This is a genomic window from Sutterella sp. (genome assembly GCF_030539355.1).
GTDB lineage: Bacteria > Pseudomonadota > Gammaproteobacteria > Burkholderiales > Burkholderiaceae_F > Sutterella.
Map to the genome: position 1 here is coordinate 1 of NZ_JAUNSF010000080.1, position 14,039 is coordinate 14,039.

Sequence of the window (14,039 nt, forward strand, 5' to 3'; positions counted from 1 at the left end):
TGAAATGAGGTCGTGGTAGTTATTGTAGGTTCTACTTCGACTAGTTCAGCCCCAGACCGGGGTAGTGATGGAACTCGGTGGGGATGCCGTTCCGCTGGAGTGCGTCCATCCTCATCTCCATCCCGTGCCAGTTCGCGATCCAGTCGTCGTCTCCGACATTGGCATAGACCGGCGGCGTCTCCCGCGTGAAGTCCGAGTGCCCCGTGTACTGCATCACGATGGCGGCGGGCCGCTCCACGGCCTTCTGCCCGAACGCCGCCGTGCCGTATGTTCCCACCCAGGCCGCCATGCGTGCGCCCGCGGAGCCGCCCCAGAGGGAGTAGCCCTCCGGGTTCACGCCGAACTCCGCGGCATTCTCCACGATCACCGTCACCGCCCTGGCGAGATCCTCGCAGGCCTTCTGTGCGTCCGGCCGGTAGATAAGCGCGAAGGCATTGAAGCCGCGCTTCGAGAGCTCGAGCGCCGCGGGGAAGCTGTCGTGCATCGCGCCCACGTAGGCGAAGCCGCCGCCGGCGGAGAGCACCGCGAAGCGGGCCCCCGGCTTCCCGGGGAAGAAGAAGAGCCCGGTGTCGCGCTTGCTCGGTTCCGCACGCATCTCCTCTTCGCTCCAGATCGGAATGAATATCCGCCGCCCCGCGAGGGAGAGGTCTCTGAGGTGATTGACGATCTCGACGGTCTTCTCCGGATCGATGTGGCTGTACCAGGTGAGCGAGATGTTCCCGAGCCTCAAGCCGCTCATGAAGCCGCGGTTCACGGGGAAGAGGAGCCGCCCGAACCCTTCGAAGGCCGGGTCGCTGATCACCTCGGTGACCGGCGTCTCGCGCGTGAAGGGCTTCACGTGTGAGGCGACGTCCGCCGCCGCGGCGAGGCGGGGCGCGATGGCGGAGAGGAGGGAGGCCTGGAGAAGGTGACGTTTCTGCATGGGGCGCACGGTGCGGGAACTCATGAAAGGGGATGCTTTCAGAGTAGCCCTCCGAGGAAAAGGATCCTTGCGTTTTCGCTCTCCGGACTTGCCCGATCCTGCCGAAATTCCTCCCGGTCTGGCAGAGCTGGCTGGTGAGGCTACAGCGTCATTTTTGATCGCATAACCACTTGCGCAGGCCCTATAATCGGTCGCTCCTGAAGGCAGTCGGAGAAAGATGGAAATGTCGAAAGATAAAGAGAAAAAGCGCGCGAAGAAGGTGAAAGAGCGTCGTAAGCCGGAGAAAATCAGAGTCCGTCGTTACGACCCGCTCGACTACCTCGACTCGCCCGAGGCCGTCGCTGCCTTCGTGGATGAGAGCAGGAAGGACAGCACGATCGAGCATCGTGTCAGGTGCCTTGAGATCGCGGTCGAGGCACTGACGAACCTCCTTGCCCGCAGGAAGAAGGAGAAGAAGCGGAGGAGGGGGAAGTGACTGTTTTTCTCGAGCGTCTCCACGTCCGCGACTTCGGCCCCTTCCGGGACGTCTGTTTTGATCTCAGGCAGAAGCGCGGCTATCCGTTCGGAGAGGACCTCGTCGCCGAGAACGGCGCAGGCGAGGGCTTCATCCGCGCGGGGCTCCTCTGCGGCCGGAACGGGGCGGGGAAGTCCTTCCTCGGCCGTGCGCTCATCGACATCGCCGGGCAGGTCTTCATGCCTTCACCTGATGAGGCCGGCGGCAATCCGGTCGTCAGTGCGGATGCAGACCTGGACGACGAATTCAACAAGCGCTGCGCCCGGCTCGCCTTCGTCTTCAGCATCGAGGGATGCCGCGCTGCTTATACGTATGCACGGACCGATGACGGCATCTGCCTCGCGGAACGCTTCACGGTCGATGACGAGACCGTCTTCGAGGTGAACCACCCGGCCCGGAGGCTCAGGCTCAGCCGGGATCCCCGCTGGAACCTGGAGACGCTTCAGACGGAGCGCTTCCTCGACGGGGAGATTCCGCTCCTGCGCTTCGTCACCGCGAACACACTCCTCGCGCCGGAGAATCCCCTCCGGCAGGTCAGGGACTTCGTGCGCGGGATGCTCCTCGTCCGGGCCACGGACGAGGGGCTCCACGTGCAGGGCCCCGGAGCGAAAGCCTGTCGGGATCCGGAGGCCTTTGTCGTTCGCAATGGCCTTCTTCAGGACCTCGAAGGTTTCCTTCAGGACCTGGGGATCGATGAAACGCTCGTCGCCCGTGAGTCCTGCGGCAGGACGGAGATCTGCTTCCGTCACCGGAACGCCGACCTGTCGGTCCGCAGGGCCGCCTCCGGCGGGACACTCCGGCTGATCGAGCTCTTCGCCCTGATGAAGCGTCTCGAGCATTCCGGGCGTTCAGAGAGCTCCGGGCCGGCGTCCCTGATCTTCCTCGACGACCTGACGGACGGCCTGCATCCGCAGATCTCCAGAAGCATCTGGCGTCAGCTTCTTGAGACCGCTGCCGGGCAGATCCTCCTCACGGTCCACGGGACGGCGCTGCTCTCGAACCGCTTCGTGCGGCCCGACGCCGTCTGGATCGTCACACGGGACCGTGTGGCGGTGATGCCCGAGCTCACGACCCGCGAGATCCGCGAGGGCAACGACCTCGCGAAGCTTTTGTTGGGCGGTGCCTTCGGGGAGGTCGTCTGACTTCGGGGGCCGCGGTCAGTCCGTCACTCGGCCCGTTCGATCTTCACCTCGACCGAAGGCGTCCCGAGTTTCAGGATCTCCTGCGGGCTCACAAGCAGGCGCCCGAGCGGCACCACGCCCGTCACGGCGTCCCCGGTCTCCTCGCGCTCGAGGAAGATCACGAAGTCCTCGCCCGGCGTCCAGTAGGAGAGGTCGCCGTTGCGGTAGCCGTGCCCTTCCTCGGCGGGCGTGAAGGGGATCGGCTCGATGTCGCCGCAGTAGTCGCGGCTGCCGCGATTGAGGCGGAGTTCCACCGGCAGGCGTTCCAGGAGAGCGCGGCCCGCGGGCGTGCCGAGAATCTCGGCGGGGAACTTTTCGCCGTTGACGGTGACCGTCACCGGCGTGTTCCCGGGAGCCGGTGCAGCCTGAGCCGGCTGAAAGACAGCGGAGGCAAGCAGCTGGGCAAGTGCGGCGGAGCGGATGAAACCCGACATGTGCGTTCTCCTCATACGGTTGAAGGGGGCGGGAAGTACGCGCCGCTGTCTCTTCCTCTTCTTCTCTGAAGGAGAGTGAGGAGGACGGGAGCCGCGGCGCAGGAGGCTGGATTCCCTCCAGGGAGAAGTCTCCCTCCGCGGCCGCCGGCGGAGTCCCGCGATACCGTCCGGTTTCTGCCGAATCCTCGCAAAGCGGACGAAAAATGAATGAGAAAGGCCGCCCGGAACATCGAAATTCCGGACGGCCTGAAGTGAGCGGTCATGCTTCCCGGGGCGTTCCCCGGGGCCGACGATTTACTCGGGCTTCCTGATCACGAGGAGCGGCACGCTGCTCGCCGCCGCGACGTGCATCGCGGTCGAGCCGAGCACGGCGGCCGTGAAGTTGCCGCGGCCGTGCGAGCCCATGATGACGAGGTCGAGGTTCTCCTCGGCGAACCTCGGGAGCTCCACGTCGGGGTCGCCGACGAGGAAGGCGCGCTTCACCGTCCTGCCGGCGATCTCGAGGGGCTCGGCGAGCTTGTTCATCTCCGCCTCGAACTTCTCCTTTCTCGCCTCAATGAGCTCCTCGGGCGTGATCACGGGCATCATCGGGTGCGCGATCGGCCTCGGGCCGGGCACCGCGCAGTGAATGAGCGTGAACTCGCACTCGGGCCCGAAGAACTCGATCTGCGAGAGCGCGAAGTTCGCGGCCGCCTCGCCGTAGTCCGAGCCGTCGACGCAGATGCCGATGCGCATCTTGCCGTCGATGAGCTTCGGCTCGCCGCGCAGGATCAGCATCGGCACGTGGGTGCTGGCGAGGAGCCCGTTCGAGACGGAGCCGAGCAGCAGCCCGCGCATCGGGTCAAGCCCGCGCGAGGAGAGGATGATGAGGTCGGCGCGGAAGCTCTCGGCCTCCTCGGCGAGCGCACGGTCGATGTCGCCCGCGTAGAGCACGCGCTCTGCGGCGTTGAGGGCCTTCTTCTCCTCGTCGCAGTCGAGCTTGTCGAAGACGGTCTTGCCGGTGTCGAGGTAGTACTGCTTGACGGCCTCAAGGCCGAGCATGGAGATGAGCGACTCGGGGACGGAATTCTGGACGTTGACGAACTCGACCTCGGGACGGGTGCCGAAGCCGGCGGCGCGGTGGGCGAGGAAGCGGATCGCACGGCGGCAGCCTTCGCTGCCGTCCACCGGAATAAGAATGCGCATGTGGGTGCCTTTTTCCCTTTGGGGTGGTCTGTAGTTGTGAGCGGCGGAGCGGGACCTGGGCCCGTCCGCCGCTTTCCTCATTCGGGTGTGAGGGGAGGGCGGGGCCTTTGGGGAGCCCCGCCGACGGTCATTTCGGAACGAACCTTCGGTCAGAGGACGTTCGTCTGCTCCGAGCGGATCACGAGGATCGGGAGCTCCGTCTGGGTGCCGACGCGGGCGGCGGTGGAGCCGAGCACGGCGGCCTTGATGCGGCCGTAGCCGTGCGAGCCCATCACGACGATGTCGGCGTTGGCGGTGGCCCAGCGGGCGATCTCGTCGCCCGGGTCGCCGTCAAGGCGCACGGCCTCGGCCGTGAGGCCGGCCTCGCGCAGCGTCTCGAGCACGGGGTTGACGGCCTCGTTCCAGATCTTGGCCTTCTCCTTGTCGAAGTACTTCTTCGAGGCCTCGGGGGCGACGGCGTCGATCTCGTTCTTGGCGGACGTGAGGATGCTCGGCGCGACGGAGAGCACGAAGACCTCGGGGTGCGGCCCGAAGAACTCGGGGTTCGAGACGATGAAGGCCGCGGCCGCGTCACCGTAGTCCGAGCCGTCCGTCGCGAGCGCGATGCGCAGGTTCTCGCGCTCGGGGAGCCCCTTCTCGCGCACGAGCAGAACCGGGGCGTTCGCGTGCTCGAGCACGCCGCGGGAGACGGAACCCAGGAAGAAGCTCTTCACGGGCGAGAGGCCGCGCGAGCCCATCGCAATGAGATCGACTTTGGCGGTCTCGGCCTCGCGGGCGATCGCGGGACCGCAGTCGCCGAAGAGCACGCCCGTCTCGGGCTTGAGACCGGCGGCCTCCGCCGTCCTCACGCTCGCCTCGAGCTGCGCGTTGCCCTCGGCCTCGTAGACCGTGCGCACCGCCTCGAGACCGAAGCGGGTGACGACGGAATTGGGGATCGCGCTCTGGACGTTGACGATCTCCACCTCGGGCTTCGCGCCCATGAACTTGCTGCGCTCACCGACGAAGCGGATGGCCTCAATGCTGTTGACGGAACCGTCGGAGGGAATGAGGATCTTCATAGTGCCTTTCCTTTTTTTCTGCCGGGACCTGTTCTCAGGGCCTTTGCCCTTGCCTTCCGGGTCCCGGACTGCTGTGACTGTCTGTTGGAGAATCCGTCTGAAATTATTCGGGGATGCGGATGAGGAGCACCGGGAGCTTCGTGAGCGCGCCGGCGCGGGTGGCGGTCGACCCCAGGACCGCGCTCTTGATGCGTCCGTAGCCGCGCGAGCCCATCACGAGGAGGTCGGCGTTCTGCTCGGCCCAGGAGGCGATCGTCTCCGCGGGACGGCCCGTGAGGTGCACGCCCTCGGCCTCTATGCCGGAACTTTGAAGAATCGCGAGCACCGGGTCGGCGGCGCGGTGCCAGAGCTCCTCGTCCTCCTCGGCGTAGCGCTCCTGGCCCTTCTCAATGAGCTTGTCGTCCGACTTGGCGTTTCCGCGGTCGGGCGTGACGCAGATCACCTTCACGAGGGGCTTCGGGCCCATCATCTCGGGGTGCGCGCCGATGAAGCGCGCGGCCGCGGCACCGTAGTCCGAGGCGTCCACCGCGACGGCGACCGTGAGGTTCTTCTTCTCGGGGAGGATCTCGCCGCGGGCGATGAGCACGGGGAGCGTCGAGTACTCAAGCACGGCACGCGAGACCGAGCCGAGGAAGAAGCTCTCGACCTCGGAGGCGCCGCGCGCGCCCATGATGATCAGGTCGGCGTTGGAGTCGGCCGCGGCCTTCGCGATCGTGCGGCCCGGATGGCCGTAGATGATCTCGGTCTCGTGGGGAATGCCCTCGAGCTTCTCCTGCGCCGGCTCGAGCAGGCGGGCGCCCTCGGCGTCCCAGGCGCGCTTGGCGCCCTCGTAGCCCACGAGCGCCTCGAGGCGGGCGGGCGGCGGACGCAGCACCGTGATGAGCTTGAGCTCGGGAGGATTCTCGAGACCCGCGGCGCGGGCCTTGAAGAGCTCGACCGCCTTGAGACTCAGACGGCTGCCGTCAACGGGAATCAGTACTTTCATGGGTAAACCTCCTCGGAGTGCCTTCCCCGGCGCCCGGTTCGGGTCCCGCGGCAGGGGGCGGTTGTGTCTCGGGGGCGAGGCCTCCCCGGACCTCGGGGACTTTACGTCCGGGTGCGGGGATGCGACGCCCGTGCCTTTCATCTGATTATGTCACGTGAGAAGCGTTTCGGATAGCTTCTCCGGGAAAAACCTGATTCCGTGATCATTCAAATGGAATTTTTTGTACGGAAGCGCAACACGAGGTATCGTCCTCTCTTCAGTGTGTTTTCCGGGGAAACCCTCAGCCGAGCGCCGTGTCGAGCGCCATCATGATGACGAACCCCGCGATGACGGCGAGCGTCCCCGCGTCGGAGTGGCGGCCGAGGTGCGCCGCGGGGATCAGTTCCTCCACGACGACGTAGAGCATGGCGCCCGCGGCGAAGGCGAGCATGAAGGGCATCACGGGGAGGAACACCGGAATCGCGAGCACGACCAGCAGCCCGCAGAGGGGCTCCACGAGGCCCGAGACCGCGCCGAAGAGAAAGGCGCGCCACCGGCTCTCGCCCTGACCGGCCATGGGGAGCGACACGGCCGCCCCCTCGGGGACGTTCTGGATGCCGATGCCGAGCGCGAGCGCAAAGGCCGACGAGAGCGCCATCGCGTCGCCGGAGAGGGCGGCGAGGCCGGCGGTGAGTCCCACCGAGCCGCCTTCGGGGAAGTTGTGCAGCGTGATCGCGAGAAAAAGGAGCTGCGCACGGTGGAGCTTCGTCTTCGGGCCCTCGGGCTTGCTCGCGCCCGGGTGGAGGTGCGGCATCACCATGTCAAGGAGCTTCAAAAAGAATGCGCCCGCGAGCACGCCGCCCGAGGCGACGAGCCAGGGCGTGCCGCCCGCCTTCTCCGTCATCTCGAGCGCCGGTTCGATCAGGCTCCACACCGAGGCCGCGATCATGATGCCCGCGGCGAAGCCGAGCGAGAGCGTCTCGGCGAGCTCGCTCTCGCGCCCGGGCCGCATAAAGAACACCGTCGCGGCGCCCGCAGCGGTGCACAAGAATGTGAACCCCGTGCAGACCGCGGTCCAGGCGAGCGCGTCGAGCATTGATCCTTCCATGACTGCACACTCCTCAGGATGAAGATCCGTTGCTTCTCAAATAAGAATGATTCTCATTTGTTCGAAGTGCAGACTGTACCGCATTTCCACGGACGCCGTGCCCGGGAAGGGGCGTGCGCGACTCGTCGTCAGTCACCTGCCGGCTCTTCCGGGGAAGCCTCTGAAAGGCGGTCCGGGCGGGACTGCTTTCCACCGAGGTTCCTCCCCGGGCATAGGCAAGCTTCATTAGAAAAGGCCGCTCCGTGTCAATTTTTTGAGAATTCCTTCCCTTGCAGGAGGCCCGATCGATCCGCGGGAGCGCCCCCTTGGGGGCCCGAGTCATCTATATTGCAGGATGCACGAGGCTCCGCCCGGCCCCGCGCGGATCCCGGAATCCGCGGCAGGTCCGTTTCCAGAAGGGCGGAACCGAAAAGAACACACAATCCCTTTTTGAGGAAAGAAGCACATCATGCTTAAGAGCGATTTTGCAGCCCTGGCCCCGATGCCGGACGATCCCATTCTCGGCCTCGTTGACCTTTACAAGAAGGATCCGCGCGACTCCAAGGTGAACCTGGGCGTGGGCGTCTACCTCAACGAAGAGGGCAAGCTCCCGCTGATGAGCTGCGTCGAGGAGGCCGAGCGCCGCATCGCCGCCCGCCGCGAGCCGCGCAACTACATGCCCATGTCGGGCCTGCCGCAGTACTGCGCCTCGATCCAGAAGCTCGTCTTCGGCGCTGAGAACCCGGCCGTCCTCTCGGGCCGCATCGCCACGATCCAGACGCTCGGCGGCACCGGCGCCCTGCAGCTCGGCGCCGCTTTCGCGCACCAGTTCCTCGGCGTCAACCAGGGCGTCGTCTCCGACCCGACCTGGGGCAACCACATCGCCATTCTCAAGGCCGACGGCCTTGAGGTCGGCAAGTACGCCTATATCAACGAGGCCCGCAACGCCATCAACTTCGAGGGCTTCAAGGCCGCTCTGAAGGCGCTCGCCCCGAAGACCCTCGTTCTGCTCCACGGCTGCTGCCACAACCCGACCGGCGTCGATCTCTCCCGCGAGCAGTGGGAGGAGGCCGCCGACATCATCCAGGAACGCGACCTGCTGCCGCTCGTCGACATGGCCTACCAGGGCTTCGGCCAGGGCATCGAGGAGGACGCCTACGCGATCCGCATGTTCGCCGACCGCGGCATGACCTTCCTCGCCGCCTCGTCCTGCTCGAAGAACTTCGGCCTCTACGGCGAGCGCGTCGGCGCCCTGCACGTCATCTGCGAGAACGCCCAGATCGCCGCCACCGTCACGTCGATCCTGAAGCGCATCGTCCGCCAGGAATACTCCAACCCGCCCTGCCACGGCGGCAAGATCGTCGCCGAGGTCCTCGCCGACGCCGAGCTCCAGAAGGCCTGGCGCGAGGAAGTCGACGTCATGCGCGCCCGCATCCTCGACATGCGCCAGAGCCTCTTCGAGGCCGGCAAGGCCGAGGGCCAGGACTTCAGCTTCGCCGTCGAGCAGAAGGGCATGTTCTCCTTCACGGGCCTCGCCCCCGAGGAGATGGATGCCCTGCGCGAGGAGTACGGTGTCTACGGCGTGCGCAACAGCCGCATCTGCATCGCCGGCCTCAACTCGAAGAACGTGGCCTACGTCGCCCGCTCGATCGCCGCGATCCTCAAGAAGCGCGCCTGATCTGAACGCTGATGTTCCCCCGGATCCTCAGGATCCGGGGACTCGGACCGCAGCCCGGCGGAACTCTGGATTTCAGACCCGCCGGGTTTTCTTTGCCCGGAAACCGGACCTCTCTCCGCTCAGAGGTCGCCCGCCTCGGGCCTGAGCGTGAAGACGAAGTCCTCCTCGCGGAAGCGCACCTCGGGCCAGCCCTTCGCCGCGGCCGAGAGCGCGCGGATGGGGTTCCCCGCCCGGATGGGCCAGCTCATCAGCACCGCTCCGGTGGCGAGCTCGGTGAGCCTCGCCGCGTGCGGCGGCTCACCGGTTCCGGAGAGGAGCGCCGAGAGCGCCGTCAGCGCCGCCTCCTCGGTCTCGGCGTCGGTCACCTGCATCACCCACTCGAGCACGCCCGCGGTGTCGCCCACGATGAAGCCCGCGCTCGCGATCGCATGGTCCGGGGCCCCGTCCGTCACGGGAAGCGCGTCCGGGGCGCTGAGGAAGACCGTGCGGCCGTCCGGGGCCGGGACCGGATTCACCCAGAGCCGCCAGCCCGTCTCCTCGTCGAGCGCCGCGAACTCGGCGCGCCGGCGCAGAAGCTCCTCCTCGGATGCGGCCGGCACGTGCAGGCGCTCGGCGAGCGCGGGCGACGCGACGACGAGCTCCGCCGGGATCCCGGCGAGAAGCTCCTCGCGCGGCACGGACTCGATCGAGAGCCGCATCGTGCGGGCGGCGTCATAGAGCGCGAAGTTGGAGAGGTCGAGCATAGGCGGACGGACTGACAGACTGAAAGGGACTCCGGCCGCTGGACATGAAAAAGCGCCGGAGGGAGAGATTTCCTTCCGGCGCTTCTGGAGAATCAGCGGTTTCGGGCGGGCTTTTTCATCCGGCTCCCGGGGGAGAAAACTTCAGCTTCCATCCTAACCCGGGAGGCGGGGCTCATGCGGCCTGTCCGAAGGGCTTTCAGCTCCTTAGAGAGCCTTGACGGCCTCGACGTCGATCGCGATGCGGGCGTCAACGGCGATCGGCTCACCGTCACGGTCGGAGACCATGAGCGGGTTGATGTCGAGCTCCTTGACGAAGCGCTTCGTGTTGGCGAGCTGCGAGATGCGCAGCAGCGTCTCCTCGACCTTGTCCATCTGGGCGGGCGTGAAGCCGCGGGCGCCCTCGAGGAGCTTGACGCTCTTGACGGAGTGGATGAGGTCCTTGGCGTCGATGTCGGTGAGCGGGGCGAGGCGGAAGGCCACGTCCTTCAGCACCTCGACGAACACGCCGCCGAGACCGAACATGATCATCGGCCCGAACTGCGGGTCGGTGGCGATGCCGGTGACGAGCTCGCGCTTCGACTTGACCATCTCCTGGATCAGCATGCCCTCAAGGCCCTCGAGCAGGCCGCGCTCCTCGAGCTTCGCGACGAGGTCGCGGTACTCGGCACGGAGCTCCTCCTCGGAGCCGATGCCGACGCGCACGCCGCCCACGTCGGTCTTGTGGGACGTGGTCTTGGAGGTCATCTTCATGACGACCGGGTAGCCGGTCATCTCGGCGATCTTGACGGCCTCGTCCTCGGAGTGGGCCATGCCGCTGCGGCAGATGCGCACGCCGTAGGCGTCGAGCACGTCGAGCGACTCACGGGTCGTGAGCTCGCGACGGCCCTCGGCCGCGGCCTGCTTGAAGATCGCGAGCGCACGGGCGTCATCGACGGGGAGCTCGGGCACGACACCGGCCGGGCGCTCCTGCCAGAGACGCTGGTCGTTGAGGCGGTTGAGGGCGTCGGCGGCCTCCTCGGAGTACATGTAGAACGGAACCGTGACGTTCATGTTCGAGAGCTGGTTGAAGAACGCGCTCGTCGTCATGAAGACGCCGACGATCGGCTTCTCGGGATGCTCGGCGCGGATCTCCATCAGGGCCTTGGCGACGTCGATGTCCTTGAGGCCGAGGAACGGGAGGTAGATCACCATGACCATGTCGACGTTCGGATCGTCGAGAACCGTCTCGACGGTCTGGCGATAGTGCTCGAGCGGGGCGGAGGCGATCATGTCGACCGGGTTCTTCACCGAGGCTGCGGCCGGCAGGAAGCTGCGCAGCTTCGCCTTCGTCTCGTCGGTGATCTTGGCGATCTGCATGCCGTGCTCGCAGATGGCGTCCGTGGCCATGATGCCGGGGCCGCCGGAGTTGGTCACGATGCAGACGCGGTCACCCTTCGGGATCGGGCAGTTGGCGAAGACCTTGGCGGTCGAGAAGAGCTCGCGGAGCGAGAACTCGCGGATGACGCCCGACTGCTTGAGAAGGGCGGCGGCGGCGCGGTCGCCGCCGGCGAGGGAACCCGTGTGCGACGACGCAGCCGAGGCACCGGCGGCGGAGCGGCCGGCCTTGAGCGCGAGGATGGGCTTCTTCTTGGAGATGCGGGAGGCAAGCTTGCGGAAGTTGTCCGGGTTGGCGATCGACTCCATGTAGAGCAGAACCTGCTTCACATCAGGATCGTTCTCCCAGTACTCGAGCGCGGTCTCGGCGTTCACGTCGGCCTGGTTGCCGATCGAGACGAACTGAGCGAAGCCGACGTTGAGGTCCTTCAGGATGTTCAGGATGCCGCCGCCGAGGGCGCCGGACTGCGAGACGAAGCCGATGTCGCCCTTCACCGGTAGGCTCTCGGCGAAGCAGGCGTCCATGCTGACCTCAGGGTTGGTGTTGACCACGCCGAGGCAGTTCGGGCCGACCATGCGCATGCCGTAGGAGCGGACGCGCTCGAGCAGTTCCTGCTCGGCCTTGAGGCCCTCGGCGCCGGTCTCCTTGAAGCCCGCGGAGATGACCACGAGGCCCTTGATGCCCTTCTTGTGGCACTCGTCAATGGTCGGCAGCACGAAGGCGGCCTTGACGATGATCACGGCAAGGTCGACGCCGTCGGGGAGCTCCGAGACGGACTTGTAGGCCTGGAGACCTTCAATGACGCCGCCCTTCGGATTGACCGGGTAGATGCCGCCCTTGAAGCCGTACTCAATGAGACGCTTCAGGAGATCCGAACCAATGGTGTGGGGACGGGAGGAGGCACCGACGACGGCGATCGCACGGGGCTTCATAATCTTTTCGAGCAACATGGATAGAGCTTCCTTGCCTGCTAAAGGTGAAATGGCGGCTCGACCGGAAAAGCGCGTCTGAGGCGCCTCATCGGGCCGGTGACCCGGGCTTTCGCAAAAAGACGCGCCGTTTTATGGAACCAGCGCGCCTTCTCCGTCCGGGCGGTACTAGTGATTCTACTTAATCGTTAGGGTTTTTCCTACCTCCTTCCTCCTACCGGGTAACCCATGTTCAGGTGATTGCGCACGCGTTCGTTTCGTGAAACGGACAGACGCCGTTTACGGCGGAGAGAGGACGGCGGGGGCCTGTAATACCGCAAAAGCCTGCGCGGGAGGGGAGGCGAACGGAACGGGGAGACCGTATCCTGCTGCGGGCGCTGAGGTATCCTTCAATGATGTCTCATTGCAGGGCCGCCTCGCCTCCTCCTCCTGGGGGAGCGTTCAGGCCACGCTTCCAATTCTTTCGAAGGTTTCGCACATGATCCGTTCTCTCAAGCCCTTTGCCGCGGTCTGCATCGCCGCCGGTCTTGCTCTCGGTCTCGCCGGCTGCGGCGACAAGGACGAGGCTCCGAAGAGCGCCGCGCCCGCGAAGACGCTCACGATCGGCGTCTCGCCCGTCCCGGGCGGCGACATGATGAACTTCCTGAAGCCCCGCTTCGCCGAGAAGGGCATCGAACTCAAGGTCGTCGAGTTCGGCGACTACATCCAGCCCAACATGGCGCTCTCGGACGGGTCGCTTGACGCGAACTTCTTCCAGCACAAGCCCTACCTCGACGACTTCATCAAGCAGCACAACCTGAAGCTCGAGAGCCTCGTGCCGGTCTTCATCGCTCCGATCGCGGTCTACTCGAGGACGCTCAAGGACCCGACGGCGATCGCCGACGGCTCCGCGGTCTCGATCCCGAACGACCCGACGAACGGCGGCCGCGCGCTGCTGCTCCTGCAGCACCTCGGCCTCATCAAGCTCAATGACCCGAAGAACCTCTTCGTCACCCCGGCCGACATCGTCGAGAACCCGAAGCACCTGAAGATCATCGAGGTCGAGGCCGCGCAGCTGCCCCGTTCGCTCGATGACGTGGCGATGGCCGTCATCAACTGCAACTTCGCGCTCGGCGCCAACCTCAACCCGGTGAAGGACTCGATCGCGATCGAGGCCAAGGACTCGCCCTACGCCAACGTCGTGGCCGTGCGCCAGGGCGAGGCTGACCGCCCCGAGTTCCAGGTCCTCAAGACCCTCATCACCTCGCCCGAGATGAAGAAGTTCATCGAGGACAAGTACCAGGGCTCCTTCGTCCCGACGTTCTGATCGATCGGGCGGGCCGATCGCGTGATCGGCCCCGACGGCCCCTGAAGATCCCTCGGAAGGGTCCGCGGTTCAGGCCGCGGACCTTTTTTCATAAAAATCCGAAGCGTTTCCGTCGGACGGAAGCGGCGAAATGCAAACGGACTGTTGAAAATGTTTGCAGATAAATCAGGGCCATGTCCCGGATCTTGCCATATCGGGGCCGAGTCTATAAACTTCTCAACCAAATTTGGAAATCTTCAGGGCAGGGTGGAAGTCCCTACCGGTGGTCAGAGCCCACGAGCCGCCTTCGGGCGCGCAGGATTCGGTGAAACTCCGAGGCCGACAGTAAAGTCTGGATGAAAGAAGATCGGCAGTCCGGTTTCCGGGCGGTGTTCTTGACCGTCCGCAGCCTCCGGAACCTGCGCGGGAAGGCTCTGGGATGTATGTGTGCATTCCGGAGTTTTTTTCTTCTCTTGTGAAGAGCCTGCTGTAGAGAAGGGCTCCGGGGAGGAAGAGGCCCGTCGGTCCGGCTCCGGCCTTCCTCCGCTCATTGCCCCGGGGAATTTCCTTTCGGGGCTTTTTGCTGTCTCCCGCCGGAGCAGCAGGAGGCCCTTGATGAAGAACAAGAATTTATGGCCTTTCGCTGTTTCGAGTGGGTAGGTTGGAAAGGCGGTAGCTACTTCG

At 65.6% G+C, this 14,039-nt stretch carries 12 protein-coding genes and 1 riboswitch; of the genes, 4 read left to right on the plus strand and 8 right to left on the minus strand.

The genetic code is table 11. From position 1 onward, the window contains the following. Positions 1 to 40 precede the first annotated feature (40 nt). The gene (locus Q4F91_RS10090; protein WP_303337324.1) at positions 41 to 946 is read right to left on the minus strand and encodes an alpha/beta hydrolase; all 906 of its coding nucleotides are present in this window, start codon (positions 944 to 946) and stop codon (positions 41 to 43) included. Positions 947 to 1,145: 199 nt separating this feature from the next. Here Q4F91_RS10090 and Q4F91_RS10095 point away from each other — a divergent pair, with 199 nt between their 5' ends. Next, a complete protein-coding gene (locus Q4F91_RS10095) occupies positions 1,146 to 1,397 on the plus strand; it encodes a hypothetical protein (RefSeq protein ID WP_303337326.1) in 252 nt (83 codons plus the stop codon). Further along, complete coding sequence (locus tag Q4F91_RS10100; protein WP_303337328.1) at positions 1,394 to 2,578, plus strand: ATP/GTP-binding protein; 1,185 nt, start codon at positions 1,394 to 1,396, stop codon at positions 2,576 to 2,578. The genes Q4F91_RS10095 and Q4F91_RS10100 overlap by 4 nt, the downstream gene beginning before the upstream one ends. Before the next feature lie 23 nt (positions 2,579 to 2,601). Here the strand turns inward: Q4F91_RS10100 and Q4F91_RS10105 are convergent, their stop codons facing one another. The 5 genes from Q4F91_RS10105 to Q4F91_RS10125 all read right to left on the minus strand — a co-directional run bounded on the left by Q4F91_RS10105 (position 2,602) and on the right by Q4F91_RS10125 (position 7,366). Beyond that, positions 2,602 to 3,051: a cyclophilin-like fold protein gene (locus Q4F91_RS10105; protein WP_303337331.1), complete on the minus strand. Its 450-nt coding sequence runs from the start codon at positions 3,049 to 3,051 to the stop codon at positions 2,602 to 2,604. 294 nt (positions 3,052 to 3,345) lie between these two features. Then, positions 3,346 to 4,236, minus strand: a complete 891-nt coding sequence (locus tag Q4F91_RS10110; protein ID WP_303337333.1) for a universal stress protein — start codon at positions 4,234 to 4,236, stop codon at positions 3,346 to 3,348. Positions 4,237 to 4,385: 149 nt separating this feature from the next. Beyond that, on the minus strand, positions 4,386 to 5,294 hold the full coding sequence (locus Q4F91_RS10115) for a universal stress protein (protein WP_303337335.1): 909 nt from the start codon (positions 5,292 to 5,294) through the stop codon (positions 4,386 to 4,388). Between the two features lie 103 nt (positions 5,295 to 5,397). Continuing rightward, positions 5,398 to 6,279, minus strand: a complete 882-nt coding sequence (locus Q4F91_RS10120; protein WP_303337337.1) for a universal stress protein — start codon at positions 6,277 to 6,279, stop codon at positions 5,398 to 5,400. A gap of 280 nt (positions 6,280 to 6,559) precedes the next feature. Further along, entirely contained in the window at positions 6,560 to 7,366 is an 807-nt protein-coding gene (locus tag Q4F91_RS10125; RefSeq protein ID WP_303337339.1) for a ZIP family metal transporter, read from the minus strand. A 448-nt stretch (positions 7,367 to 7,814) separates the two neighbouring features. Between Q4F91_RS10125 and Q4F91_RS10130 the strand changes: the two genes are divergently transcribed. Further along, the gene (locus Q4F91_RS10130) at positions 7,815 to 9,023 is read left to right on the plus strand and encodes an amino acid aminotransferase (protein ID WP_303337341.1); all 1,209 of its coding nucleotides are present in this window, start codon (positions 7,815 to 7,817) and stop codon (positions 9,021 to 9,023) included. 119 nt (positions 9,024 to 9,142) lie between these two features. Here Q4F91_RS10130 and Q4F91_RS10135 read toward each other — a convergent pair whose 3' ends face one another. Continuing rightward, complete coding sequence (locus Q4F91_RS10135) at positions 9,143 to 9,766, minus strand: hypothetical protein (protein ID WP_303337343.1); 624 nt, start codon at positions 9,764 to 9,766, stop codon at positions 9,143 to 9,145. 204 nt (positions 9,767 to 9,970) lie between these two features. Further along, positions 9,971 to 12,091: an acetate--CoA ligase family protein gene (locus Q4F91_RS10140; protein WP_303337345.1), complete on the minus strand. Its 2,121-nt coding sequence runs from the start codon at positions 12,089 to 12,091 to the stop codon at positions 9,971 to 9,973. Positions 12,092 to 12,548: 457 nt separating this feature from the next. Between Q4F91_RS10140 and Q4F91_RS10145 the strand changes: the two genes are divergently transcribed. Further along, entirely contained in the window at positions 12,549 to 13,376 is an 828-nt protein-coding gene (locus tag Q4F91_RS10145; RefSeq protein ID WP_368661001.1) for a MetQ/NlpA family ABC transporter substrate-binding protein, read from the plus strand. A gap of 228 nt (positions 13,377 to 13,604) precedes the next feature. Then, positions 13,605 to 13,727: riboswitch (FMN riboswitch) on the plus strand. Positions 13,728 to 14,039: the final 312 nt, after the last annotated feature.